Origin of the sequence: Massilia sp. DJPM01, assembly GCF_030348125.1 — a bacterium.
In the GTDB taxonomy this organism is placed as follows: Bacteria; Pseudomonadota; Gammaproteobacteria; order Burkholderiales; family Burkholderiaceae_D; genus Telluria_A; species Telluria_A frigida.
The window spans coordinates 44,078-70,121 of record NZ_JAQOZV010000001.1 but is presented as its reverse complement, the minus strand read 5'-3'; the positions used below and the strand labels follow the sequence as shown (position 1 = coordinate 70,121).

The 26,044-nt window shown below is 68.5% G+C and carries 17 protein-coding genes; 15 read left to right on the top strand and 2 right to left on the bottom strand.

Annotated elements, in window-relative coordinates:
- Nucleotides 1–21 precede the first annotated feature (21 nt).
- Genes PO883_RS00265 through tssM form a run of 5 tightly spaced genes read left to right on the top strand, consistent with a single transcriptional unit; the run spans nt 22 to nt 9,258 of the window.
- On the top strand, nt 22–2,013 hold the full coding sequence (locus PO883_RS00265; protein ID WP_289307987.1) for a type VI secretion system Vgr family protein: 1,992 nt from the start codon (nt 22–24) through the stop codon (nt 2,011–2,013).
- A 7-nt stretch (nt 2,014–2,020) separates the two neighbouring features.
- Nucleotides 2,021–3,211 carry a type VI secretion system-associated FHA domain protein gene (locus PO883_RS00260; protein WP_289307986.1) on the top strand — a complete coding sequence of 397 codons (1,191 nt, stop codon included), beginning with the start codon at nt 2,021–2,023 and terminating at the stop codon, nt 3,209–3,211.
- A gap of 39 nt (nt 3,212–3,250) precedes the next feature.
- On the top strand, nt 3,251–4,585 hold the full coding sequence (gene tssK, locus PO883_RS00255) for a type VI secretion system baseplate subunit TssK (protein ID WP_289307985.1): 1,335 nt from the start codon (nt 3,251–3,253) through the stop codon (nt 4,583–4,585).
- A 15-nt stretch (nt 4,586–4,600) separates the two neighbouring features.
- Entirely contained in the window at nt 4,601–5,923 is a 1,323-nt protein-coding gene (gene icmH, locus PO883_RS00250) for a type IVB secretion system protein IcmH/DotU (RefSeq protein ID WP_289307984.1), read from the top strand.
- Nucleotides 5,920–9,258, top strand: coding sequence for a type VI secretion system membrane subunit TssM (tssM, locus tag PO883_RS00245; protein ID WP_289307983.1), 3,339 nt, complete (start codon nt 5,920–5,922; stop codon nt 9,256–9,258). The genes icmH and tssM overlap by 4 nt, the downstream gene beginning before the upstream one ends.
- Here the strand turns inward: tssM and PO883_RS00240 are convergent.
- Nucleotides 9,200–10,012: a helix-turn-helix domain-containing protein gene (locus PO883_RS00240; protein WP_289307982.1), complete on the bottom strand. Its 813-nt coding sequence runs from the start codon at nt 10,010–10,012 to the stop codon at nt 9,200–9,202. The two genes, tssM and PO883_RS00240, sit on opposite strands and share 59 nt — an antisense overlap.
- 414 nt (nt 10,013–10,426) lie before the next feature.
- Here PO883_RS00240 and PO883_RS00235 point away from each other — a divergent pair, with 414 nt between their 5' ends.
- From PO883_RS00235 to PO883_RS00190, 10 genes are all read left to right on the top strand, one after another.
- Entirely contained in the window at nt 10,427–13,180 is a 2,754-nt protein-coding gene (locus PO883_RS00235; protein ID WP_289307981.1) for a LuxR C-terminal-related transcriptional regulator, read from the top strand.
- 5 nt (nt 13,181–13,185) lie between these two features.
- Nucleotides 13,186–15,945, top strand: coding sequence for a LuxR C-terminal-related transcriptional regulator (locus tag PO883_RS00230; RefSeq protein WP_289307980.1), 2,760 nt, complete (start codon nt 13,186–13,188; stop codon nt 15,943–15,945).
- A 270-nt stretch (nt 15,946–16,215) separates the two neighbouring features.
- Nucleotides 16,216–17,013, top strand: a complete 798-nt coding sequence (locus PO883_RS00225) for a hypothetical protein (protein ID WP_289307979.1) — start codon at nt 16,216–16,218, stop codon at nt 17,011–17,013.
- 690 nt (nt 17,014–17,703) lie between these two features.
- Nucleotides 17,704–17,934, top strand: a complete 231-nt coding sequence (locus PO883_RS00220; RefSeq protein ID WP_289307978.1) for a hypothetical protein — start codon at nt 17,704–17,706, stop codon at nt 17,932–17,934.
- A 139-nt stretch (nt 17,935–18,073) separates the two neighbouring features.
- Nucleotides 18,074–18,622 carry a (2Fe-2S)-binding protein gene (locus PO883_RS00215; RefSeq protein WP_289307977.1) on the top strand — a complete coding sequence of 183 codons (549 nt, stop codon included), beginning with the start codon at nt 18,074–18,076 and terminating at the stop codon, nt 18,620–18,622.
- Nucleotides 18,619–19,656, top strand: coding sequence for a xanthine dehydrogenase family protein subunit M (locus tag PO883_RS00210; protein WP_289307976.1), 1,038 nt, complete (start codon nt 18,619–18,621; stop codon nt 19,654–19,656). The genes PO883_RS00215 and PO883_RS00210 overlap by 4 nt, the downstream gene beginning before the upstream one ends.
- On the top strand, nt 19,653–21,935 hold the full coding sequence (locus tag PO883_RS00205; protein ID WP_373890018.1) for a xanthine dehydrogenase family protein molybdopterin-binding subunit: 2,283 nt from the start codon (nt 19,653–19,655) through the stop codon (nt 21,933–21,935). The genes PO883_RS00210 and PO883_RS00205 overlap by 4 nt, the downstream gene beginning before the upstream one ends.
- A gap of 135 nt (nt 21,936–22,070) precedes the next feature.
- Complete coding sequence (locus tag PO883_RS00200; RefSeq protein ID WP_289307975.1) at nt 22,071–22,913, top strand: universal stress protein; 843 nt, start codon at nt 22,071–22,073, stop codon at nt 22,911–22,913.
- A 16-nt stretch (nt 22,914–22,929) separates the two neighbouring features.
- On the top strand, nt 22,930–23,778 hold the full coding sequence (gene phbB, locus PO883_RS00195) for an acetoacetyl-CoA reductase (RefSeq protein ID WP_308605686.1): 849 nt from the start codon (nt 22,930–22,932) through the stop codon (nt 23,776–23,778).
- A 135-nt stretch (nt 23,779–23,913) separates the two neighbouring features.
- The gene (locus PO883_RS00190; RefSeq protein ID WP_289307974.1) at nt 23,914–24,357 is read left to right on the top strand and encodes an Hsp20/alpha crystallin family protein; all 444 of its coding nucleotides are present in this window, start codon (nt 23,914–23,916) and stop codon (nt 24,355–24,357) included.
- A 93-nt stretch (nt 24,358–24,450) separates the two neighbouring features.
- On the opposite strand, the gene PO883_RS00185 is transcribed toward PO883_RS00190, so the two are convergent.
- Entirely contained in the window at nt 24,451–25,878 is a 1,428-nt protein-coding gene (locus tag PO883_RS00185; protein WP_289307973.1) for an RtcB family protein, read from the bottom strand.
- Between the last annotated feature and the right edge of the window lie 166 nt (nt 25,879–26,044).

The window sequence follows — 26,044 nt, the reverse complement described above, 5'->3', positions numbered from 1 at the left end:
ACCGACTTCGCAAAGGACCCCATGCTCGACACGCAAGAGAACCGAGACGTTTCCGTCAGCACCCCGCTGGGTGCCGACACGCTGCTGTTCCATCGCATGAATGGAACCGAGCGGCTGGGCCGTCTGCCGGAATACCGCTTGCAGCTGTTCAGCACCAATCACGCCATCAGGATCGACGACGTCCTGGGCAAGCCGCTCACCGTGCGCCTTAATCTCGCGGGCGGCAAGGCGCGCCACTGGAACGGCATCGTCACGCGCTTCGGCATGAGCGGCTGGAACGACAAGTTCGCCGTCTACGAAGCCACCGTCCACCCCTGGCTGTGGCTTCTCAAGCGCTCCTCGAACTGCCGCATTTTCCAGAACCGCAGCGTGATCGAGATCGTCAAGGAAGTCTGCGGCGCGGCCGTCTATGGCGGCCTGGCCGACCTGTCGTCCAGGGGCTTGAGCGGCGAGTACGCCAAGCTGCCGTTCTGCGTGCAATACCGCGAAACCGATTTCGATTTCGTCTGCCGCCTGCTCGAACACGCCGGCATCTACTTCTACTTCACCCACGCCAGCGGCCATCACACGATGGTACTGGCCGACTCCTATGCCGCGCATAGCACCATCGCCGGCTATGGCGCGCTGGCCTTTTGCGGCGAGAGCGGCGCCAACGCCGCCGACCGCGAAAGCGTGCAGACCTGGTCGGCCGCGGGCGAAATCGCTTCGGGCGCCTATGTGCTCAACGACTACGACTTCGAAAAGGCCGCCGCCAGCGCCAGCGGCAGCCTGCTGGTGCGGGCGCGCGCGGCCGCCTCCACCCAGCCCCTGTACGAATTGTTCGACTATCCCGGCACCCACGCCAGCGCCCAGGAAGGCGAAGCACTGGCGCTGGGGCGCATGGAAAGCGTGCACGGGCAGGGCGAGCAAGTCAGTGCGGCGACCAATGCGCGCGGCCTGTACCCGGGCGGCTTGTTCGGTCTGAGCGGCCATCCGCGCGCGGACCAGAACCGCGCCTACCTCGTCACCGCGACCGACTTCACCATCGAAGGCGACGACTACGCTTCCTCCGCCATCTCGCGTCCGCTGCGCGCGCTGTGCCGCTTTTCCGCCATCGGCGCCGATCACGGCTACCGCCCGCTGCCGCACATCGCCAGGCCGCGCGTGCAAGGGCCGCAGACCGCCATCGTGGTCGGCAAGCCGGGCCAGGAAATCTGGACCGACAAATACGGCCGCATCAAGGTGCAGTTCCACTGGGACCGCGACGGCCAGGACGACGACAAGAGTTCATGCTGGGTGCGCGTATCGCAGGCGTGGGCCGGCAAGGGCTGGGGCGCGATGTTCATTCCGCGCGTGGGCATGGAGGTCGTGGTCGACTTCCTGGAGGGCGATCCGGACCGCCCGCTGGTCACCGGCTGCGTCTACAACAGCGACGCCATGCCGCCTTATACCCTGCCGCAGCAGCAAAGCCGCTCGACCATCAAGTCGCACAGCATCGACGGCAGCGGTTTCAACGAGATCCGGCTGGACGACAAAAAGGACGCCGAAGAGATTTTCGTGCAGGCCGAAAAAGACTATCTGCGCGTGGTCAAGAACAACGACACGCTCAAGGTCGGCTTTGATAAGAAGGACAAGGGCGACCAGTCGATTTCGATCCACAACGACCAGCAACTGGAGATCGGCCACGACCAGCAGTGCAAGGTCGGCAACGACCAGCGGCTCGACATCGGCAAGGACCAGTGCGTCAACATCAAGGCCGACCAGAAGCTCGACGTCGGCGGCAAGCAGGCGGTCGACATCGGCGGCGACCAGACCGTGTCGGCGGGTAAAAGCATCGTCCTCGAAGCCAATTCCTCGATCGAACTGAAGGTCGGCGCCAGCAGCATCAAGATCGAGCCGGGCAAGATCACGATCAAGGCGCCGGAAGTGCTGGTGCAGGCCGACGCCAACCTGACCGTCAAGTCGGGCGCCATGGCCAGCATCAAATCGGGCGCGATCATGTCGATCGAAGGCGCTTTGGTCAAGATCAATTGAGGCGCCCATGATGCCACTGACCTTGCGCATTCTCAGCCACCACGGCCAGCCTCCCGTGCCGCCGGCCACGTTTTGCATCGGCCACGCCGGCGCCAGCGTGGGCCGCGCGCCCGGCTGCGCGGTGGCGCTGCCCGACCCCGGCCAGACCATCTCGCGCGAGCACGCCCGCATCGTTGTCGAGTCCGGCCGCTACAGCCTGACCGACGTCGGCCGCAACCCGAGCGCCATCAACGGCCGCCCGCTCGCCAGCGGCGAATCCGCGCCGTTCAATGATGGCGACCAGTTGGCCATCGGCGACTACGTGCTCGCTGTCGAACTGGCGCCGCCGGCCAACTTCGCCATGCCCATGCTGGCCGGCGTCGAGCAGGCGGCAGCCAGCACCAATATCCTGGACTTGATCGGCGCCTCCTCAATGGCCGATGGCGACGACCCGCTTGGCCTGCTGACCGATGGCTGGCGCACCGCCGACAGCGGCGCCGCCGAATTCGACCATGTCGCCTCGCATGCGATCCCGATGGACCAGGTGCGCTTGTGCAGCGCGCCGCGCATGCTGATCCCGGACGACTACGATCCGCTGGCCGATGTGACGCCCCCCGCCGATGGCGGCGCGCAGGCCGTACTCCAGGCCCTGTTGACCGGCATGGGCCTGTCCGATGCCACGTGCGCGCAGCCGCCCACCGAACTGGCCCACCTGGCCGGCGTGATGCTGCGCCAGGCCACCGCCGGTGCGATGGCCGTGCTCAAGGCACGCGCCGCCAGCCGCCGCGATGCGCGCTACGAGGTGCAAGCGCCGCCGCAAGACACGCGCAATCCCTTGCTGGCCTGTCCCGATGCCGAGAGCGCGCTGGCGCACCTGCTGTTCGCGCCCGACATTGGCGCCATGGGCGCCGACAAGGCCATCGCCAGCGCCTTCGACGGCGTGCGCTGCCACGAGGCGGCGATCGAAGCCGGCCTGCGCGCCGCCCTGGCGGGCGTGATCGCCCGTCTCGACCCGGTGCGCATCGCCGCCGACGCCGGGCCATCCGGCGCGCTCGCCCGGCTGCTGCCGTCGCAGTGCGAGGCGCGCCTGTGGACGCACGCCGTGCACGCCCACGACAACCTGGCGCTGGCCGCGCGCCACGACTTCGAGCAGCTGTTCGGCGCGCCGTTCGCCGCCGCCTACGACGCGCGCCTGCGCAACATGCAGGGCGAGCGCTGAACGGCGCCCCTTCCGCACGACCACCCTGGAACCTGAACCATGTCATGCAACCGTAAAGTCGTCTGGTCCGAGGGCATGCTGCTGCAACCGCAGCATCTGCAACAGCACGACCGCTATCTGCAACACCAGCTCGACGCCCGCGTGCGCGCCCTGGGGCCGTACGGCCATGGCTTCTCGCGGCTGGCCATCGACGTGGCCCAGCTCGCATCCGGCCGCATTGCGCTGAGCTCCTGCGCCGCCGTCATGCCGGACGGAACCGTGTTCAGCTTGCCCTGCGACGAAGAATTGCCGCTGCCGCTAGACATCCCCGAGGATGCGCGCGACCTGCTGGTGGTGCTCGCCGTGCCCCTGCGCCGCCCAGGCGTCGACGAAGTCACCATGAACGGCGCCGGCGCCGACAATTACGCGCGCCATGCCACGGCCGAGCAGGACGTGCGCGATAGCACCGGCCTGGACAGCAGCGCGCTGGTCCAGGTCGGCAAGCTGCGGCTGCGCCTGATGCTGGCGTCGGACGCGGCCAGCGCCCATGCCTGCCTCGGCGTGGCGCGTGTGATCGAGCGCCGCCCCGACAAACAGCTGATGCTCGATCCCGATTACCAGCCGCCATCGCTCGATCTGCGCGTGGCGCCTTATTTGCGCGGCTTTGCCGACGAGCTGCTCGGCCTGCTGCGCCAGCGCGGCGATGCGCTCGCCCAGCGCCTGGGCCAGCCGGGTGCTGCGGGCGCTGCCGAGATTGCCGATTTCCTGATGCTGCAAGTGATTAACCGCGCCGATCCGCTGTTCGCGCACCTGGCGGCGACGCCGCTGCTGCACCCGGAAGCGTTTTACCGCGCCGCGCTGCAACTGGCGGGCGAATTGCGCAGTTTCGGGGCTGGCGCGCGGCGCGCGGCGCGCTACCCGGCCTACCGCCACGACGATCTGCACGCCAGCTTCGCGCCGCTGATCGAAGACCTGCGCCAGGCACTGTCGCTGGTGCTCGAGACGCAGGCGGTGGCACTGGCGCTCGACGAGCGCCAGTACGGCATCCGCGTGGCCTTGCTGCGCGACCCCGAGCTGGTCAAGTCGGCCACCTTCGTGCTGGCGGTCAACGCCCAGATGCCGGCCGAGACGCTGCGGCTGATGCTGCCGCGCCAGATCAAGATCGGCTCGGTGGAAAGCATCCGCGACCTGGTCAACCTGCAACTGCCCGGCATCGGCCTGCGCCCGCTGGCGGTGGCGCCGCGCCAGTTGCCCTTCCATGCCGGCTTTACCTACTTCGAACTGGAGCGCGGCGCTGACTCCTGGCAGCAATTGAGCAGCTCGGCCGGCTTCGCCATGCATGTGGCGGGCGACTTTCCTGGCTTGCAGATGGCGTTCTGGGCGATCCGCTCCTGAGAAAGGCATACCGTGTTGCAAATCGATAGAGAGGGCGCAGCGCCGCCCGACTGGGAACAGACCGTCTTGCGTGTCGACCAGGCCGCGCCCCGGCGCGTGCGCCCGGCCAAGGCCGCCGTGGCGGGGAAGCAGGCGCCGCTGGCGTTCGCGCCGGGGCCGCGCGCGTTCGATGCGCCGCGCTGGCCGAATGCCCTGGCCGGGCTGGCCACGCCGCTGCTGGCGTTCGCACTGCAAGCGCGCGCCGGCACGGCCCATGTCGACTTGCCGGCGCTGCGCCAGCAATTGCTGCAAGGGATGCAGCGCTTTGCCGCCGACGCCGCCCGCCACGGCAGCGCGCCGGCCACCGTGGCGGGAGCGCAATATTGCCTGTGCACCTTGCTCGATGAAACGATCTCAGGCACGGCGTGGGGCGGGAATGGCGTCTGGGCCAGCCAGAGCTTGCTGGTGCACTTTCACAACGAAGCGTTTGGCGGCGAAAAGTTCTTCCTGATCTTGCAGAAGCTGTGCCAGGACCCGGACGCCAACCTGGACTTGCTGGAATTGATGTATTTGTGCCTGGCGCTGGGGCTGGAAGGGCGCTACCGCGTCATCGATGGCGGGCAGGCGCGGCTCGACACCATCCGCCAGCGTTTGCAGCTCCTGATCCGCAAGCAAAGAGGCGCCGGCGAGATGGCCTTGTCGCCCGATTGGCAGGCGCAGGCGGTGGCGCGCCCTGCGGCGCGTCCGGGCGTGCTGGCGCTCACGCTGACGGCGATGCTGGCCACGCTGCTGGTACTGGGCGTTGGCGCCCGCCTGGCGCTCGAGCGTAGCGCGGATCCGGTCGCGGCCAGTCTGGCCGCGCTGAACGTGCCCGATGGCGCGCCCCTGCCGCCTGTTGCAACGGTCGCGGCCGCGCCGCGCCTGGCCGCCTTGCTGGCGCCCGACGTCGAACGCGGCCTGATCAGCGTCACCGATGGCGCCGGCCAGTCGACCATCGTGTTGCACGGGGAGGGCGTGTTCGCCTCGGGCAGCGCCGATGTTGCCGTGCCATTCCTGCCGCTGCTCGAGCGCATTGCCGGCGCGCTGGCACCCTTGCCGGGACGGGTGCTGGTGATCGGCCATACCGACGACGTGAAAAGCGCCTCGCCGCGCTTTCCGTCGAACCACGCGCTCTCGGGCGCGCGCGCGGCCACGGTCGCGGCGCTGCTGGCGGCGCGCGCGGCGTCGGCGGAGCGCTTCACGGCCCAGGGGCGCGGCGATAGCGCGCCGCTGGTGCCCAACGACAGCGCGGCCAGCCGCGCCCGCAACCGGCGCGTGGTGATCATCCTGTCGCGCGAGCACCAGGAGGGAACCCCATGAAACGATTGCTGCGCTTTCTTGTCTCGCCGGCTGGCCTGGCGCTCATCGCGCTGTTGCTGCTGGCAGTGCTGATCTGGACCCAGGCGCCGCTGCTGGCATTCAATGGCGCCGTGCCGTTCGCATCGCCACGCTCGCGGGCGCTGGCGATGGTGGCGCTGCTGGCCGCCTGGCTGGTCTGGCTGGGCGTGCGCTGGGGCCGGGCGGCGCTGGCGCGGCGCGCGCAAGCGAGTCCGCCGGAACCCGGGCAATTGGCCGCCGAGGCCGAACGGCGCCTGCTGGCACAGCGCTTGCGCGCGGCCCTGGCCCTGGCACGCAAGGGGCGCGCGCGCTGGGCGGCGCCGCTGCCATCGTACGTGCTGCTGGGCGGCCCCGGCAGCGGTAAAACCAGCATGCTGGAGCAGTCGGGCCTGACCATGGCACTGGCGCAGGCACGCGCCGGGCGCACCCTGGCGCCGACCGCGCATTGCGAATGGCGGGTCAACGGCGCCGCGCTGCTGCTCGATACCCCCGGCCACTACAGCACGGACGATGGCGCCGCCTGGGCCGGCGTGCTCGATCTGCTGCGCCGGAAACGCCGCCAGTGTCCGCTGGGCGGGGTGATCGTGGTGCTGAGCGCGGCCGCCATGCTGGCCCAGGGCGCGGCGGCCAGGCGCACGCAGGCGCAGGCGATCCGCGCGCGCGTCGATGAATTGCAGCGCCAGCTCGGCGTCGTGGTACCGCTGTATGTGGTGGTCAGCAAGTGCGACCTGCTGCCCGGTTTCGGCGCCTGGTTCGACGCGCTGGGCGAGCATGACCGCACCCAGGTGTGGGGCATGAGCTTCCCGCTCGGGGCGGAAACGGCCGGCGCGGATGCCGGCGCGCGCTTCGGCGCCCTCGAACACCAGATCCGCACGCGTCTGATCGAGCGCATGCAGGGCGAAGGCGACGACACGCGGCGCGCGCTGCTGTTCGGCTTCCCGCAGCAATTTTCCGCCCTGGGCGACGCGCTGCACACATTCCTGGACGAGGCCTTCCAGCCCAGCGAGTTTGGCGACGAACTGATGCTGCGCGGAGCCTATTTTGCCAGCGCGGCGCCGGCCGATGCCGGCTTCGGACCGGGTGCGCGCAGCTATTTCCTGACGCGCCTGCTGCGCGACCTGGTGTTCCAGGAGAGCGGCCTGAAGGCGCACAGCGCCGCGCGCGCGCGCCGTCGGCGGCTGCACGGGCGCATCGCGCTGGCGGCCAGCGCCCTGATCCTGCTCGCGGGCACGGCCGGCCTGGCGCGCAGCTTCACCGGCAACCGCACCTATGTACAGCAGGCGGCGCGCCAGGCCGTGCAGGCGCAGCAGGCGGCGCTTGCCGTGCTTGCGGCCGACCGTACGCTCCAGGCGCCGCTGGCGCTGCTCGATGCCGTCAGCACCATGCCGGACTCCGGTGCCGGTATTCCGCCGCTGATGCGGCTCGGCTTGTATCAGGGCGAGCGCCTGGGCGCGGCGGCGGACCAGGCCTACCGCCGCCTGCTGCGCAGCGCCTTGCTGCCGCGCGTGCGGGAGCGCATGGAAACCGAACTGCGCCGGGGCGCCGCGCAGGACAGCGACGCCCGCTACGACTTGCTGCGTGCCTATCTGATGCTGGGCCAGCCCCGGCAACGCGATCCGCTGGCCCTGCGCGGCTGGGCCGAACGCCATCTCGACGGCGCCGCGCCGGTTGCGCGCCATCTGGCCGCCTTGTTCTCGGCGCGCACGCTGGACGGCGCGGCGGTGCAACTGGACCCGCAACTGATCGCCGCCACCCGCCAGTCGCTGGATGCGCTGCCGCTCAGCGAGCGCGTCTACCAGCGCCTGCGCCAGGCGCCGGCCCTGGCCGGGCTGCCCGACCTGGACTTGGCCGCGCTCGGCGGTCCGGGTTTGAGCCAGGTGCTGGTGCGCCGCAGCGGCTTGCCATTCACGCGCGGCATCGGGGGGATGTACACGGTGGCCGGCAACACGGCCTTCCTGGGCCTGCTCGACCAGGCCGTGGCTGCCGAAGCGGCCGACGGCTGGGTATTGGAGCGACGCGACGCGGGCTTGAAGGCCGCCGTGCTGCGCCTGTATGCCGACGACTACATCTCCCAGTGGGATGCGCTGCTGGCCGATATCGCCCTGGCGCCGGTGGACAGCGTCGACGCCGCCGTGCGCAGCCTCAACGCGCTGGCGGGGAGCGAATCGCCGCTGCGCAAGCTGTTGCAGGCGGCCGCCACCCAGACCCGCCTGGCGGGCGCCGGGCGCGGCATCGCCAGCCCCGCCGCCGGCTTTGCCCTGCAACAGGTGGTGCGGATGACCAGCACGCGGGTCCAGGCCGCGCTGTCGGCCGCGCCGGCACCCCTGGCCGCCACGCCGCCGGCGCACCCGGTTGACCTGCATTTCGCGCGCCTGCAGCGCCTGCTGGCGGCGGGCGCGGACAAGGTCAGCGAGTTCGACCGCCTGATGGAATCCTTGAAACAGGCATCCGCCGAGCTGGCCGCGGTCGGCCTGGCGCAGCAAAGCGGCCAGCCGATGCCGGCCGGCCCCGCGCTGGCCGGGCTGCGCCAACAGGGGGAGGGCTTGCCCACGCCCATGGCGGCCCTGCTGATGACGGCGCATGCCAGCGCGGCCGGCCTGACGCTCGACAACGAACACGCGCGCCTGAACGCCTTATGGCAAGCCGGGCCGGCGCAGCTGTGCCGCAGCGCGATCGCGGGACGCTACCCGCTGGTGCGCGGCGCCAGCGTCGACGCCAGCGCCGAAGACTTCGGCAATTTTTATGGTGCCGGCGGCCTGGTCGACAGTTTCTTCAGCACGCATCTGGCGCCGCATGTCGAGACCGGGTCGGGGCGCTGGCGCCTGCGCCCGGGCGCCAGCAGCCGTCTCGGGCTCAGCCAGGCGGTGCTGGACGAATTCCAGCGCGCCGCGCGCATCCGCGATACCTGGTTTGCCGACGGCGGCACGCGGGTGGCGATGCGCTTTTCGCTGCGCCCGCTGGACGCCGACCCGGCGCTGGCCAGGGCCGTGCTCGATATCGAGGGCCAACTACTCAGTCATGGGACAGCCGCGGCGGGCGCCGCGATGCGCTTCCAGGTGCTTGGCGGCAAAGGCAGCGAGCAGGTACGGCTGCTGGCCGGCGCGGCCGCAGGGAGCAGCCTGCACACCGAGGGATCATGGGCCTGGCTGCATATGCTCGACCTGGGGCGCCTGGAAAAAACCGCGCAGGCCGACCGGTTCCAGCTCAGTTTCGACATCGATGGGCTGGCCTTCAGGTACGAGCTGAAGGCCAGTAGTGTCAACAACCCGTTTCGGCGCGAGATTGTCGAGGCCAGCCGCTGCCTGACGCGCCTGTGAACGGGGCGCCGTATTGCTGCGCGGCGCGGCCGCTGGTGTGGCGCAGGGCGTAGCCCTGGCGGTAAATGCTGACCAGGCCCAGCGCGGAGCCGCTCAGTTGTTCGAGTTTCAGGCGCAGCTCGAAGATCCCCACGCGAATATTGCTGCGCGTGTCGGCCTTGCCCTGGGTCTGGAAAAATTCGGATAGTTCACCGAAGGAAACCACGCCGCCCGTGCGGCTGAGAAACAGGTCGATCAGCATGAATTCGGTGCGGCTCAGGCGGATCGAGCGGCCCTGGTAGCCCACCGACAACGATGCCGCATGCAGCGACAGCGCCGGTCCGCCGGGGTAGGCCGGCTGCGGCGTAGGCGTGGACGTCTCGGGCGCGCTGTCGGGCGGCGTTTGCAAGCGGTGCAGCAGCAGCGCGGCGCGGCGCAGCAGGTCGGTCGGACTGACCGGCGCGAACACCCAGTCGGCGGCCAGCATGCCCGCATCGGTGGCGCTGGGCGGGCTCTGGTGGGCGTCGACCGCCAGGATCAGGGGCGCGGGCCACAGGCGGCGGTCGGCCATGCCGCGCGCCATGCGCTGGGCCGGGGCCAGGGCGTCGAGCAGACGGTATTCGCGGCTGTCGACCAGTACGATGTTGGACAGGCTGGCATCGCACAGGAAGTCGGCGCTGCCGCCGTGCGGGTTCAGCGCCGAGATGTCCAGCCCGCTGAAGGCGAGCAGCTCGTTGCTCGTGGCAGCCGACCGAAACTCACGGATGTTCACCATGCAGCTCTCATATAATTGTTTCCCGCCAACATGTATATGTATACGCATAAATACTCCTTGTCATGATTGTGGGTTCGGCGGCTATCTCTTGGCCGACGCATCGGGCACGAAAGGCGCCGGTCATCACATCAAAGCATGAAGCGGGAGGCTGGCTACCTATCGAAAGTTAGGTTCGTTCTTGCCAATCGGTCAAATCGATTCCCTGTGAAAATGTATGTGTTTGTTAAGAATTTTTCTTCTGCGCAATCATGCGTGCCACGCACGCCGGGGCAGTGAAAAAGTAACAATCCACGCTATTCATTAGATGCTTTTCGGTTAATATGTAATGCAATTGTCACAAAACAAGACGTGATTGTTCACGTTTTGGCTGTGGCGAGACGCGCCGTCCGACTTGTGTTTTTGCACGCCCTTTTCATGCCAACAGACGCAAAATTCCATCCGCCGGTGCTGCCCGTCCGGTTTCTTCCCGTTCCGCGTTTGCACCAGCGCATCGCGGCGGTTGCTGGCGCCCGTATCGTGTGCCTGGTCGCCCCGGCCGGTTTCGGCAAGAGCACCACCATGGCGCATCAGATGGCGGCGCTGGCGGCGCGTGCGGTGGGCAGCTGCTGGATCAATCTGGACGAAGCCGATAACGATGTCGAGCGCTTCCTGCAGCACCTCACGACCGCGCTGGCAGCCGCCCATCCGGCCGGCGCGAGCGCCACGGCGCACGCCAGCGGGCGCGGCCAGCTGCTGGCCATGTGCAACCGCCTGACCCACCAGAGCTGCGACGTGGCCCTGTTTTTCGACGACTACCATGTCATCGCCAATCCGGCCGTGCACGAGCTGATGGACTGGCTGCTGGCGGTCAGCCCGGTCCAGCTGACCTTGTATATCGGCTCGCGCAGCCGGATCCCCCTGAAACTGAGCCGCTTGCGCCTGTGCGGCGGCGTGGCCGACCTGGGCGCGGCCGACCTCAGCCTGACGCGCGAGGAAACCTGCGCCTTCATGGACGTGGTGGGCGCCGGCGCGCTCGATGGCGCCGACTGCGGCGTGCTGTACGAGCGCACCGAAGGCTGGGCGGCCGGATTGCAGCTGGCGGCGATCGCGCTGCAAAACGCCGCCGACCGCGAACGCTTCATCCGCGATTTTTCGGGCAGCGCGCACGATATCGCGTCCTACCTGATGGAAGCGGTGCTGGCGCGCCTGCCGCCCCAGGTCGACCAGTTCATGTCGCGCACCGCGCTGTTCGACCGTTTTTCGGGCCGCCTGTGCCAGGACGCGCTGGGCCTGCGCGACGCGCCCGAACTGATCGACTGGATCGCCGCCCACAATCTGTTCCTCATCCCGCTGGACCGGCGCGGCGAGTCGTTCCGCTATCACCACCTGTTGGGCGAGTATCTGCGCACGCGCTACCTGGACGCCGACGGCGCGGCCGCGCGCGCCGACTACCGCGCCGCCAGCCACTGGTGCGAACGGGCCGGTGAGAACGATGAAGCGATCCGCTACGCCCTGGCCGGCGACGACAGCACGCGCGCGGTCGACCTGATCGCGGCCTGCGTCGATGAACTCATTCGGGCCCGCGCCGGTTTTGATACGCTGCTGCGCTGGATGTCGGCCGTGCCTTACCGGCTGCTGGCCCAGCGCGTGCAGCTGCGCCTGACCTTCATCCGGTCGAGCATCTGGAACAACCGCTTCGAGCAGGCCGAAAGCGCGCTGGCCGAACTGGAATACGACCTGGGGAGCGGCCCGCCGGTGGCCGGCGCTGCCGCCACCCTGTGCACCATGGAGATGCTGTGGTGCCTGCTGTACGCATTCCAGGACAAGACCGCGCTGGCGGCCAGCCGCAGCCGCGCGTGGCTGGTGCGCTGGGGGCCGTCGGCGCAGCCGTCCGACATCGCGCGCGCGCACATCGCGATCGGCTACAGCGCCTTCGTGGCGCACGATTACGCCGTCGCCGAACAATCCTGCCAGAGCGCCGAAACCTTTTACGCGGCCGCCGATTTTTATTCGGGCGTGGTGTGGACCGAGCGCTTCATCAGCATCATCCGGCTCGAACAGGGACAGGCGCGCGAGGCCGAACGGGTGCTGGCGGCCTTGTACGTCGCCAACCGCGACCGCCTGGGCGCCGACTCCATGGTGTCCTCGCACACCGGGGTGCACCTGGCGCAGGCGGCGTATGAACTCGACAAGATCGACGCGGCCGCCGCGGCGCTCGACAGCGCGCTGACGATTCCCACCGATGCGGTCGCGCTGGCGCAGGGCGAGGGCGGCGTGATTCCGCACGGCTTCGGCCTGCTGGAAGACTACATGGCCGCGTATCTGACCCGCGCGCGCCTGCTGTGCGTGCAGGGCCAGCCCGGCGCTGCCGACGCGGTGCTGGCCAACGGCGTCGCCAGCGCGCTGCACTGCAAGCAGGTGCGCCTGGCGCGCAGCCTGATGGCCGAGCGCATCCGGCTGGCGCTGCGCCAGGACGAGGTGGCGCTCGCCGCCAGCCACGAGTGCGCGCTGGACGCCATCGATGCCGTGGCCGGGCCGGCCGCGCACGGGCGCGCCGAGGCCGAGGAAGTCGCGGTCGGCATCGCGCGCATCCGCCTGCGCCTGGCGCAGGGCGGCACCGATGGCGGCGCCATCGCCGCGCGCATGCAGGAATTGAGTGCGCGCGCGCGCTCGCAGGGCCGGCTGCGCATGCTGGTCAAGCTCCTGTGCCTGCAAGCGCGCTACCATGCCGCGCGCGCCGAGCACGAGGAAGCGGGAGCGGCGCTGCATGAAGCGCTGCTGATCGGCGAGGAGGGCGGCTTGTGCCGCTCGATTGCCGACGAGGGCGAGCCGGTGCGCGCCATGGTCGCCGGGCACGGCGCGTGGCAGTCGCATGCGCGCCGGCGCGATGTGCGGCTGGTGTCGCCGGACTACCTGGCGCAGCTGCTGGCCGCTTGCGGCGCACCGGCGCAGCATGCGCCGCCCGAAGCGCCCGAGCCGGCCGCGGCGCCCGAGGCGCATGCCTTGTCGCCGCGCGAGGTGCAGGTGCTCAAACTGGCCGAACGCGGACTGGCCAACCGCGAGCTGGCCGCGCTGCTGTTCGTCTCGGAAGGGACGGTCAAGTGGCACCTGCATAATATCTTCGCCAAGCTCGCCGTGCGCAACCGCAGCGGCGCGGTGGCGCGGGCGCGCAGCCTGAACCTGCTCTGACCACGATGGCCGCGCCCGATCCCGCCCCGACGATGCCGCGCGCGCCGCGAGCGGACGGGCGCTTCATCGAGACCAAGTTCCGGCGGCCGCAGGTGGCGGGCGAACTGGTGGCGCTGGCGCGCCTCGACCTGGTGCTGGCGGCGGCCCTGGAACGCCGCGTGGTGTGCCTGAGCGCGCCGGCCGGCTTCGGCAAGACCACCTCGCTGCTCAAGCTGGCGCGCGCGCTCGACGCCGACGGCTGCGCCAGCTGCTGGGTGAGCCTGGATGCGCAGGATAACGAAACGGCGCGCTTCCTGCAGTATGTGATCGAAGCGCTCCAGCGTGCGCTGCCCGGCCTGGGCCAGTGCCGGCTGGCCGACGTGAACGAGGCCAATGTCGACGCGCTCAAGGCGATTCTGTGCTCGGTGTGCGAGGACCTGGCCGCGCGCGCCACGCCGCTGGCGCTGTTCCTCGACGATTATCACCTGATCGACAACCCCGCCATCCACGCGCTGCTGGCCTGGCTGCTGGGCGTGAGCCCGGATTGCCTGCGCGTGCTGGTCGCCAGCCGCTATTGCCTGCCGGCGGCCATGGATGGCTTGCGCCGGCAGCAGGTGCTGGCCGACATCGGCAGCGCCGAACTGAGTCTGACCCTGGACGAAACGGCGTGCTTCCTGCACGCCGCCCAACTGCCGGCGCTGAGCGCGGAGCAGGTGCGCACCCTGTTCGAGCGCACCGAGGGCTGGGCCGCCGGCTTGCAGCTGGTGGCGATGGCCCTCCAGGCCGATGGCCGCGGCGCCGGCTTCATCGACGACTTTTCCGGCACCGACCGCGACGTCAGCGCCTATCTGCTCGAAGCGGTGCTATCGCAGGTGCCCCCTGGCGTCATGCGCTTTTTGAGCCTGACCGCCTTGTTCGACCGTTTTTCGCTGGCGCTGTGCAGCGAGGCGCTCGGCCAGCACGATGCCGGCGCGACGATCGCGTGGATCCGCGCGCATAACCTGTTCTTGATTGCGCTCGACGATGGCGGGCAATGGTTCCGCTACCATCATCTGTTGTCCGACTATCTGCGCGGCGCCACCGCCGCCGGCGCGCCCGACCAGGCCTGCCTGGCCAACCGCGCGGCCAGCGCCTGGTTCGCGCGCCATGGCTTGCGCGACGAGGCCATTGGCTGCGCCTTCCAGTCGGGCGACCTGGCGCTGGCGGCCGACCTGATCGAGCGCTGCGTCGAGGATGTCACCCAGCGCCGTGGCGACCACGATCAGTTGATCCGCTGGTATCAGCGCCTGCCGGAGGAGACCCTGTTCGAGCGCATCACGCTGCGCCTGTCGTACGTGCGTTCGGTGATGTGGAGCGGGCGCCTGCGCGAAGCGCAAAGTGCGCTGCTGGCGATCGAGTCGGACCTGGCGCTGCGCTATGCGGTCAGCGTCTACGAAGGCAAGGATGCGATCGATGCCGCCATCCTGGGCGACTTGCAGATCTGCTGGTATATGTTCCATGTGTTTAGCAACCGGGTCGAGCGCGTCCGCGAAAGCAAGCGGACCTGGAGCGCGCAATGGGAGCGCAGCGGCAACCCGATCGACGTCGCGCGCGTCAAGCTGGCGGCGGCCTGCTTCGCCTTTATCGAACACGATTACCGCGAGGCGCTGGCGCTGGGCGCGAGCGCGCAGGCGTTTTACGAGCGCTGCGATTATTATGCGGGCGTGGCCGGCTGCCGCCGCATGCGCGAGGTGATCGCGCTCGAACGCGGCCAGGCGCGCGAGGCCGAACAGGGGCTCGCTTGCCTGTACCAGGAAAACTGCCGCGAGCTGGGGACGTATTCGATCATCGCCGCCAATACCGGCATCCAGCTGGCCGATGCGGCCTATGAATGCGGCCATGTCGACCTGGCGCGCAAGGTGCTGGCCAGCGCCTTCGGCATGTCGTCCAGGTACGGCCTGGTGACCAATTTCGTCGCCGCCTTCCTCACCTCCTCGCGCGTGCTGCGTTTCGATCACCAGGGCGACGCCGCCGATGCCTGCCTGGGCGATGGCATTGCGCTGGGCCGCGAGCGCGGCCTGCCGCGCCTGACCGTGGCCTTGCAGGCCGAGCGCGTGCGCGTCTACCTGCAGGAAGGGCGCATCGACGAGGCGCTCAAGGTCGGGCGCGGCGCCGGGATCGATCCGGCGCAGCCGGGCGAGGCGGGTGCTCTCGCGCGCTCGTCCGAGCTGGTGCTGATCGAACTGCGCCTGCGCCTGGCCACCGGCCGCTTGCAGGGGCTGGGTCTGGCGATCGACGACTTGCTGGCGCAGACCCGCAAGCAGCAGCGCGTGCGCCTGACGGTGCGGCTGCTGGCGCTGAAAAGCGTGTTGCTGCAGCAAACCGGAAGAATGGACGATGCCTGCGCCGTGCTGGAAACGGCGGTTGCCCTGGGCGCCGCCGGTGGCCTGTCGCGTTCGATCGTGGACGAGGGGCCGGAGGTGCGCGCGGTGCTGGAGCAATTGCGCCGGCGCGGCAGCTGGCCGGCGGCGCAAGACTATCTGGACGGCTTGTTCAGTGCCTGCAATGCCGCCCCGGCCAGCAATCCGCCATTTTGCGCCGGGCTCGGCACGGCCGTGAAATTGAGCCAGCGCGAAGTCGAGATCCTGAAACTGTTGCAGTGCGGGCTGGACAACCGGCACCTGGCCGTGCAGCTGGCCATCTCGGAGGGGACAGTCAAATGGTATCTGCGTAATATCTACCAAAAATTGCTGGTCAGCAGCCGCACGGCTGCAATCGCCCGCGCCCGCGAGCTGCGCTTGATTTGATCCGGCCTGCCACGCCGACATGGAGAGCGGCGCCGGCCGCCACGCGTGTTTATTAATTCTCAACAACACCTGCACCGCATCGGCGCCAGGTCTGAGGCGGACAGTTGACATCTCTTAATACCCATCGCAGGGGCAAGGGCGCGCGCTCAAGAACACCTTGTTGTAATACATCCAACATGGTGGAAGGGCGGGATGGTTCGCAGTTGTGCTCGTCCAAGCCCTGTTCCTAACCACGGGCAACTCCGATGAAACCACACACAGGAGCACGACATGTTACCGTCCACATCCACAGGAATGTTTTCGATCGCCGCCGCTGCGGCCCTGCTTGTCCTGACGGCCTGCGGCGCAGGCGACGGCTCCGCGCCAGTCAGCGCGCCGCAGGCCGTACCGGAGCCGAGTCTCGCGCATGAGCATGCGCAGGATCAGGAGCACGAGGTGCCAAAATTGCTGGCCGAGTCGGTGGCGCCGCTGGCGCCGGCCGCTCCGGCGGCGCTGCCTGCCGCGCCGGTCGAGGCCGACGCTGCCGCGCCGGCCCTCGCTCCCGCGGCCACGCTGGAAGCGCTCACCCTGGCAAGCGTATTGACGCCGCTGATCAAGGCCACGTACTACGTGGCGCCGTATTGGCCCGTGTGGTGGGGCAACGGCAAGCCGGTCGATGGCGTCAATTGCCTGGTCAGCGGAAAATTCCATAATCATGTGCTCCTGTCGATTTACAAGGATGGCAAACGATTGGGTTTTCCAGACGGCATAGGGCGGGTGCATGCCGGTTGTTATCACGCCTATGAAATGCATGTGCATGACGCGACCGGGATCGTGCACATGGAAAGCGATGTGGCGAAAACCTTCAAGCTGGGCCAGTGGTTTTCGCTGTGGGGACTGGGCTTGAGCCGGACCGGGGCAGCGGGGCTGGCGGGTCCGGTGCGCTTCTATATTGTCGACAACCACCGGATCACGCGTTATGACGGCAATCCTTACGATATCGTGATGCTGCCGCACCGTGAAATCCTGATCGTGACAGGAACCCAAATGACAGTGGTGCCGAATTACCAGTGGCCGACGGGAATTTGAGGGGCCGTTCGCTGGCCTGGGCCGCACGCGTGGCGCCGGATGCCCGGAAAACATGCCGCCGTGCCGACTCCTGGCCCCCTTCCGGGGCGCCCTTCCGGGGCCCCCTTCCGGGGCGCCCTGCCTGGCGTAGCCCGAGGTCGCTCCGCCGTAGGGTGCCTCCTCGAGGTCGCCAATCCACGGCGCGCACGTCTGCGCCAGCGGCCGCTGCTGGTCCGGCACCCTGTGCGGCGGCGGCTTCAGGAGCTCCTTGTGTACTTGAGAGATGGCCGTCCGTAACAATACTTCGGCCAAGGCCGGCGTTGGCTGGTGTTCGTGCGCAGCGCCTGCCAATGTGAACGACAACACGATGCGGGCCGGCCCGTCCGTCGCCGTGATTTCCACCACCCCCAAGCCAGTCCCGTCAAACTTCACCGCCCCTGCGCCCTGCCAATTCGCTGGGATACGAAGTGGCGCTCATAGCTTTCCATGCCGCCTCCTCTACAATCAAAAGTCGCGAACTTATCATTGCCACATCAACTTCGCCAACACAGTTGCGCAACAGTCCTGGCGCTCAACGGAAGCAATGGTGTCAAGAAAACTGTTGTACATTTTGAATCGGGAGAACATCAATAGCAAAGCACTATTTGTGAACGCGATCAATCTCGGTTACTGTAAAAAAGGGTAGTCAAATCGCACCAGAAAGGCTGACCATTGAATGCTCCCGATCGCCGCCAGTGTGACAACAGCGGCTTGTCTTTACTGGTCGACCTTGGCGTCACCTACGACCGCACCCTCAGCCGCCAGGTGGCGCTGGCGTATTTCCGCGCCTCGGACATTCCCGCCGCCGTGGCCGAGCGCGTGCTCCAGGGCGCGGCCACCCGCCGCCTCACCGATTGGGAGCAGTTCCATTTAAACAACAGCGCCAAGGATGCCTGCGGCTGAGCCCGGGATGCCGCCGTCCACCAATGTGACCGGGGCGACACAAAAACGGATGACCGGAAGTTACGAAGGTACGTTCGCTAACAGACAAAAAAGTGCACTCTGGATAAAGTTAGCGTCCACCCAAGCCGAGCCGACATCCATGGACGCACCCACCACCGCCGCGCGCACGCCGGCCACCTATCCGATCAGCCTGCGCATCAATGGCGAGCAGCGCCAATGCGAGGTCGAAGCCTGGGTCACCCTGCTCGACCTGCTGCGCGAGCGCCTGGGCCTGACCGGCACCAAGAAGGGTTGCGACCACGGCCAGTGCGGCGCCTGCACCGTGCTCGTTGGCGGCAAGCGCATCAATGCCTGCCTGACCCTGGCGGTCATGCAAAACGGTAAGGACATCGTCACGGTGGAAGGGCTGGCCGATGGCGGCCAGCTGCATCCGCTCCAGCAAGCCTTCATCGATCACGACGCCTTCCAGTGCGGCTATTGCACGCCCGGCCAGCTGTGTTCGGCCGTTGGCCTGATGCGCGAAGGCGAGGCGCGCACGGTGGCCGAGGTGCGCGAACTGATGAGCGGCAACCTGTGCCGCTGCGGCGCCTATCCGCAAATTGTCGCCGCCGTCACGCAGGTGATGGGCCTGGCCGAACACCAGGAGCATCCCGAGCGTCCGTACATTCCCGGCACGGTGCCCGCATGAACCCGGTCACCTTCCACGCGCCGCAGGCCAGTGCGGACGCGCTGCGCCTGGCCGCCGTCGGCGGCGCCGCCTTCATCGCCGGCGGCACCAACCTGATCGACCTGATGAAAGTGGGCGTCATGCACCCGGCGGCGCTGGTGGACATCAACAGCCTGCCGCTGGCCGCCATTGCGCCCACGGCGCAGGGCGGCCTGCTGCTCGGCGCCACCGCGCGCAATGCCGACACCGCCTACCACCCGCTGGTGCGTAGCAGCTATCCGCTGCTGTCGGCGGCGATCCTGGCCGGCGCCTCGCCCCAGATCCGCAACATGGCCAGCGACGGCGGCAACCTGCTGCAACGCACGCGCTGCCATTATTTTTACGATATCGCCGTGCCCTGCAACAAGCGCGTGCCGGGCAGCGGCTGTTCCGCCATCGGCGGCCTGACGCGCCAGCACGCCATCCTGGGCGCGAGCCAGCACTGCATCGCGACCCACCCGTCCGACATGTGCGTGGCACTGGCAGCCCTGGGCGCCGTGGTCCACGCGGGATCGGAGCAGGGCGAACGGCGTATCGACTTCGCCGATTTCCACCGCCTGCCCGGCGCCAATCCCGAGCGCGACAACACGCTCCTGCCCGGCGAACTGATTACCGCCATCGAATTGCCGCCGGCCGGCCAGTTCGCCGCCCACTCGGCCTACCTCAAGTTCCGCGACCGCGCCTCGTACGCGTTCGCGCTGGTCTCCTGCGCCGCCGCGCTCGACATCGGTGCGGACGGCGCCGTGCGCGCCGCGCGCGTGGCCCTGGGCGGCGTGGCCCACAAACCGTGGCGCGTGGCGGCCGCCGAGGACCTGCTGCTTGGCCAGCGTCCCGGCAGCGCCGCCTTCGACGCGTGCGCCGGGCTGCTGCTGGCCGGCGCGCGCGGCCACGGAAAAAACGATTTCAAGATACCGATGGCGCGCCGCGCCGTGGTGCGCGCGCTCGAACAGGCTAGCGCCGGCACCATCGACAATATGCATGCAGCGGCCGCCAGCGCCGGCAAGGAGCCACTGTGACCGATCTCATCGCCGCACTGCGCACCCCGGCCGCCGACGAAGGCACCGGCCCGGTCACCATCGGCATGGCCGTCTCGCGCGTCGATGGCCGCGACAAGGTCACCGGCCAGGCGCGCTACGCCGCCGAACACCAGGCCGACGCTTTGCTGTACGGCGTGGTCGTCAGCGGCACCATCACCAAAGGGCGCATCGCCGCCATCGATGCGCGCAAGGCGCTCGCCGTGCCCGGCGTGATCGAGGTGATCACCCACGAGAACCGCCCGCGCATCCGCTCCTTCGATCTGTTTTACAAGGACATGACGGCGCCCGGCGGCTCGCCCTTCCGCCCGCTCTACGACGACAAGATCCACAGCAGCGGCCAGCCGGTGGCGCTGGTGGTGGCCGCCACGTTCGAGGCGGCGCGCTACGCGTCCTCGCTGGTCGAGATCGCGTACGAGGCCGAAGCGCACGAAACGTGCCTGCTCGACCACCTCGAACGCAGCCACAAGCCGAGCCGCCTGAAGGCCGGCTACACGCCGCCGCCCGAGCCGAAAGGCTTCGCCGATGAAGTCTGGGACAGTGCGCTGGTGAAGATGGAAGGCGATTATTACAGCGGCGTCGAACACCACAACCCGCTCGAAATGTTCGCCTCGACGGTGGTGCGCGGCTTTGACGGCCACCTGACCATCTACGACAAGACCCAGAGCTCGCAGAACAGCCGCTGGTATGTGTCGCACGTGTTCGGCCTGTCCAAGGACAAGGTCACGCTGCGCAATCCCTACGTGGGCGGTGCCTTCGGTTCCGGCCTGCGTCCGCAATACCAGCTGGCGCTGGCCGTGATGGCCGCGCTCAAGCTGGAGCGCTCGGTGCGGGTGGTGCTCACGCGCCGGCAGATGTTCAGTTTCGGGCACCGTCCCGAAACCGTCCAGCGCGTGCGCCTCGGTGCCCGTCCGGACGGCACCCTGACGGCCATCATCCACGAAGCGCTGGCTGAAACCTCACGCAACGAGGATTACGTGGAAGCGGTGGTCAACTGGTCGGGCCAGCTGTACGCCTGCGAGCATATCCGCCTCGGCTACAAGCTGGTGGCGCTGGACCGCTTCAGCCCCATCGACATGCGCGCGCCGGGCGCCGCCCACGGCGTGCACGCGCTCGAAGTGGCGATGGACGAACTGTCGTATGAACTGACGATGGACCCGCTCGCGCTGCGCCTGCGAAACTACGCCGACCTCGATCCGACCGACGGCTTGCCGTATTCGACCAAGGAGCTGCGCGCCTGCTACGAGCAGGGCGCGGCGCGCTTCGGCTGGCACCGGCGGCCGGGCGACGTGCGCTCCATGCGCGAAGGCCACGAGTTGATCGGCTGGGGCATGGCGACCGGCATGTGGGACGCGATGCAGATGTTCGCGCGCGCCAGCGCCGTGCTGCACGCCGACGGCAAGCTGGTGGTGAGCAGCGCCGCCACCGACATCGGCACCGGCACCTACACGGCGATGTGCATCATCGCCGCCGACGCCATGGGCATGCCGCTCGAACGGGTGCGCTTCCAACTGGGCGACTCGACCCTGCCGGTGGCGCCCGTCGAAGGCGGCTCCTCGCACGTGGCCACGGTCGGTTCGGCCGTGCAGGGCGTGTGCGAAAAGCTGCAAAAGAGCTTGTTCAAGCTGGCCCGCAAGATGCCCGATTCGCCGTTCGCCAAGGCGCGCTTCGAGGATGCCGAATTCGCCGGCGGCGCGCTGCGCCTGCGTGCGCAGCCAGGCCACGCGCTGCCGCTGGCGGCGATCGTGGCGTTCGATGGCGCCGGGCGGCTGGAAGAAAAGTACATGATGCTGCCGAATGTGCTCAAGCAGAAAAACTACCTGCGCGCCACGCACTCGGCGGTGTTTGTCGAAGTGCGCGTCGACGAAGCCTTCGGCACGGTGCGCGTGACGCGCGTGGTCAGCGCCATCGCGGCCGGGCGCATCATCAACGCCAAGGCGGCGCGCAGCCAGATCATTGGCGGCGTGGTGTGGGGGATTGGCCAGGCGCTGCACGAAGAAACCCAGTCCGACGACCGCCTTGGCCGCTTCATGAACCATAACCTGGGCGAGTATCACGTGCCGGTCAACGCCGACATCCACGCTATCGACGTCGTGTTCGTGCCGGAGGACGACCGCATCGTCAGCCGCCTGGGCGCCAAGGGCGTGGGAGAAATCGGCCAGGTGGGCGTGGCGGCGGCGGTCTGCAACGCGATCTATCACGCCACCGGGCGCCGCGTGCGCAGCACGCCGATGACGCCGGACAAGGTGATGGCCCCGTAAGCCCACGGCCAAGGGCAAGCGTCAGCGCGCGCGCCGTTTGGTTCGGCCGCGCACCTTGATGCCGCTCAAACCCTTCCTTGATCCACGTCATACAGTGATGGTGGGCCGTGCCGTTGCGGTAGGGGAGATTTCATCATGGGTTACAAGACGATCCTGGTGCACGTTGCCGACGTGCCGAATGCCGGGGTAGGCTACGCCTTCGCGGCCGAGCTGGCGCAGGCGGAACAGGTCCACCTCATCGGCCTGGCCAGCAGCGGCGTCTCGCGCTTCCTGCGCGAGACGGTCACGGTAAACGCCGCCGGTCCGTCCATGGCCCCCTTTCTGGACACCCTGCGCGGGCGCGCCGCGCGCGTGCTCGACCAGTTCGAGCGGGTGGCGGCCGGCTTCACGCTGGCAGGCAGCGAACGGCGCGCCGTCGACGACGAGCCGCGCTACAGCCTCAGCGCGCTGGCGCGCTACTGCGACCTGTGCGTCCTGAACCAGGCCGACGCGGTGCAGGGCGCCTCGCTGCCGGCGCCCGGGCTGGCGGCCGAGGTGGCCAAGAACAGCGGCACGCCGGTGCTGATGGTGCCGCGCGCGCAGGCGCCGGCCTGGCCGCTGCGGCGCATCCTGCTCGGCTGGAACGGCAGCCGTGAAGCGGCGCGCGCCATGCGCTTTGCGCTGCCGCTGCTGCGGCGCGCCAGCGCGGTCGAGGTGGCGATCCTCGACGCTGCGGCGCTGGATTCCGCCGGCGGCGAGTTGCGCCCGGTTACGGCCATCGGCCAGACCCTGGCGCGCCACGGGGTACGGGCCGAGCTGCTACAGCGCGACAGCGCCGGCGACGCGGGCGCGGCCTTGCTGGCGCTGGCCGGCGAGCGCGGGGCGCAGTTGCTGGTCATGGATTGCTACGGCCACTCGCGCCTGCGCGAACTGCTGCTCGGTGGCGCCACCCGCACGGTCCTCAAGTCCATGACGCTGCCGGTATTCATGGCGGCCTGACCCGGGGAGCCATGCCATGCAACGACTCGCCCTGGTCACCGGAGGCACGCGCGGGCTGGGCCGGGCCATCGCGCTGGCCCTGCGCGACGCCGGCCACCGCCTTGCGGTGGTTTGCCTGCGCGACGCCGACGCGGCGCAGCGCTTCACCGACGAGACTGCGATCCCCGCCTACCAGTGGAACGTCGGCGATTTTCACGCCTGCCGGCTGGGCGTGCTGAAAGTGGCGTACGAGCTCGGGCCGGTCGATATTCTGGTCAATAACGCCGGCGTGACGGCCGATGCCATGCTGCACAAAATGACCTCCGAACAGTGGTGGAAGGTGGTCCATACCAATCTGGGTTCGATGTTCAACATGACGCGCCAGGTGGTTGGCGGCATGCGCGAGCGCCGTTTCGGCCGCATTATCAACATCAGCTCGGTCAACGGACGCAAGGGTCAGGCGGGCCAGACCAACTACGCCGCCAGCAAGGCGGGCGTGCTCGGCTTTACCCGGGCGCTGGCGCTGGAAAATGCGTCAAGAAATGTCACGGTCAATGCCATCGCTCCCGGTTACTGCGATACCGGCATGGTCGCCGCACTGGCGCCCGACACGCTGCACGCCATTGTCGCCGGCATTCCGGTCGGCAGGATCGGCGCCCCGGCCGATATTGGCCGCATGGCGGCGTTTCTCGCGTCCGACGACGCCGGATTCATCACCGGCGCCACCTTCGACGTCAATGGCGGGCAATTCATGGGCGAGCGCACGGCGGCATGGCTGCATGCATGCGCATGGCGTGGAAGGTCCCGCCACGCGCTGATGTTTCCGCCCGCAGCCATGGCCAGTCCAATTGGCGTATTGCGGGGGCGTAAGAACGGAGCGCGATAGAGTGGCACGCATTTGAGCTGGCTCAGATAGCGCGACGATAGCGCGCTTATGATCGGATACCTGACGCGGCGTGGCGGCCAGCAGAAGCGCGCTCGCCCGGCCGCAATCCGAACAACCCAACTGAAGGAGAACGCGATGGCCAGTCATCTCACCCGTTTCGACCCCGTGGGCCCGCTCAGCCGGATGGACCCGTTCCGCAGTTTCGACAGCCTTTTCAACACCTTCGACCTGATGCGTCCCCTGCGCGCGTTTGACAGCGAGCGCATCCGCATGGATGTCACCGAGACCGACCAGGCTTTCGTGGTGCGGGCCGACATGCCCGGTGTCAAAAAGGAAGACGTCAAGGTGTCCATCGATGGCAATGAAGTCACCATCAGCGCCGATGTCAGCCAGGAGCATGAGCACACGGAAGGCAGCAGCGTGTGGCGCGAGCGCTTCCAGGGGCAGCAGTACCGCAGCTTCACGCTGCCCCAGCAGGTGGACGAAGAGAAAGCAAGCGCCACCTGCCGCGACGGCGTGCTCGAACTGACCCTGCCCAAGAGGCCGGGCAGCGGCGGCAAGCAATTGACTGTCCAGTAAAGACGGCCGGCGGGCAGCCGGCTCGCCGGTCCTGCGCCGCTCGCGCCGCGGCGCCGCAGTTTGAACGCGGCGGCGCATCGTTCAGTGCCACGTTCACGCCTTGAAGGTCAGCAGCGGGGACAGCTTGGCGATCGGGCGCACCAGTCCTTCCTCCACCTGCGACTCGATCACCGGCCCGATCGGCTTGTAGGCCCCCGGCGCCTCTTCGATGCGGCGCTCCTCGCGCAGCGTGATGCACTCGAACTGGCGCGCACTTCCCGCGCCCGCCTCGTGCTTCGATTTCCACGCCATCTCCATGCGCGACACCGCGCGTCCGGCGCCATGGCTGGCCGAACTGGCCAAGCGTTCGTGACCGAGTCCGTCGAGCAGGTACGAATCGTCGCCCATCGAGCCGGGGATGAGCAGCGGCTGCCCCGCATGCGCCGGCGTGGCGCCCTTGCGGTGCACATTGCCGCCCGCTTCACTGAGCACGATATTGTGCGGCACGTCGCACACCAGCGGCATCGACTGGTCGCCGAACACCTGGCGGATGCGCTGGCGCACCAGTTCCACGATCAGCGCCCGGTTGGCATCGGCGTAGTGGGCGGCGGCGTGCATCGCCGTCAGGTATTCGGCGGCCAGCGGACCGCACAGGCCATACAGGCCGGACTCCGGATGCTTCACGCCGGAGGGCCACTCGGCCTTGGCGCGGTCCATCCAGCGCGTGCCGATGTACGAACCGACGTCGCGCGAGCCGCTGTGCACCATCAGCGCCAGTTGGCCCGGGCGCACGCCCAGTTCAAAGGCGCGGTGGCGGTCCAGCACCTGCGACACATATTGAAACTCGCAGAAGTGATTGCCGGCGCCGAGCGTGGCCAGGCCGGGGTCGCGCAGCAGGCCGCGGCGCGTATCCTGCAGTGCTTCCGGCGCATAGTGCGCGTTGCCGGCGATGTGCGAGGCCGCGAACAGGCGCCCCGTCTCCGCTTCGACCTGGGCGAAGTCGATGTGCGCGAACAGGCCTTCGCGCGTGGTGCGCATGGCGCGCCAGAAGGCGCCCAGGCCGTCGGAAAACAGCGCCGTCATGGCCGCCGGCGTGGTCGGCACGTTGCGCGCCGCCTCCAGCAAGTCGCCCTTGAGCAGGGCCACCAGGCGCTCCTTGTGCGCCAAAAAGCGTTCGAGCGGCACGTCGAGCACGTGCAGGCGCATGCCGCAGTTGATGTCGCGCCCGATCGATTCGGGCACCACGAAGTCATGGTTGGTAACGAGGATGCTGCCGACCGGTACCGGCGCGCCGGGGTGGAAGTCGGGCGTGGCGCAGGCGCGGCAGACATGCCCGCCATGCGGATGGCGCATGCCGGCGAACGCCAGCAGCTGGCTGACCGCTTTCGCTTCGAGCGGCAGGCTGTCGGGCAGCAGGATTTCGGCGCGCACGTCGGAGCGCAAGGTCGACTGCACACGCAGGATATTGCCTTCGCGTTCGGCGAAGATATGGTGGGAGGCAAGGGCTTTGGCCAGGCGTTTGGCCGATACGGTCGTGCTCATTTGGCTGCTTTCAAGGGACGAAGAAAAACGCACCTTCGAAAAGGTGGTTTCTTCAGAGGCAGCAGCCAATACAACGAAGAGGGAGAATTATAGCAGGGCGCCGGCAGGCATGGTCATTTCGATATGATTGAGATGAAAACGAAATCAAAGTTGCAGCAAGTCATCG

Coding starts and splice junctions, on each gene's coding strand:
- PO883_RS00265 (WP_289307987.1), top strand. CDS start 22: ATGCTCGACACGCAAGAGAACCGAGACGTTTCCGTCAGCACCCCGCTG.
- PO883_RS00260 (WP_289307986.1), top strand. CDS start 2,021: ATGATGCCACTGACCTTGCGCATTCTCAGCCACCACGGCCAGCCTCCC.
- tssK (WP_289307985.1), top strand. CDS start 3,251: ATGTCATGCAACCGTAAAGTCGTCTGGTCCGAGGGCATGCTGCTGCAA.
- tssM (WP_289307983.1), top strand. CDS start 5,920: ATGAAACGATTGCTGCGCTTTCTTGTCTCGCCGGCTGGCCTGGCGCTC.
- PO883_RS00240 (WP_289307982.1), bottom strand. CDS start 10,012: ATGGTGAACATCCGTGAGTTTCGGTCGGCTGCCACGAGCAACGAGCTG.
- PO883_RS00235 (WP_289307981.1), top strand. CDS start 10,427: ATGCCAACAGACGCAAAATTCCATCCGCCGGTGCTGCCCGTCCGGTTT.
- PO883_RS00230 (WP_289307980.1), top strand. CDS start 13,186: ATGGCCGCGCCCGATCCCGCCCCGACGATGCCGCGCGCGCCGCGAGCG.
- PO883_RS00225 (WP_289307979.1), top strand. CDS start 16,216: ATGTTACCGTCCACATCCACAGGAATGTTTTCGATCGCCGCCGCTGCG.
- PO883_RS00215 (WP_289307977.1), top strand. CDS start 18,074: ATGGACGCACCCACCACCGCCGCGCGCACGCCGGCCACCTATCCGATC.
- PO883_RS00210 (WP_289307976.1), top strand. CDS start 18,619: ATGAACCCGGTCACCTTCCACGCGCCGCAGGCCAGTGCGGACGCGCTG.
- PO883_RS00200 (WP_289307975.1), top strand. CDS start 22,071: ATGGGTTACAAGACGATCCTGGTGCACGTTGCCGACGTGCCGAATGCC.
- phbB (WP_308605686.1), top strand. CDS start 22,930: ATGCAACGACTCGCCCTGGTCACCGGAGGCACGCGCGGGCTGGGCCGG.
- PO883_RS00190 (WP_289307974.1), top strand. CDS start 23,914: ATGGCCAGTCATCTCACCCGTTTCGACCCCGTGGGCCCGCTCAGCCGG.
- PO883_RS00185 (WP_289307973.1), bottom strand. CDS start 25,878: ATGAGCACGACCGTATCGGCCAAACGCCTGGCCAAAGCCCTTGCCTCC.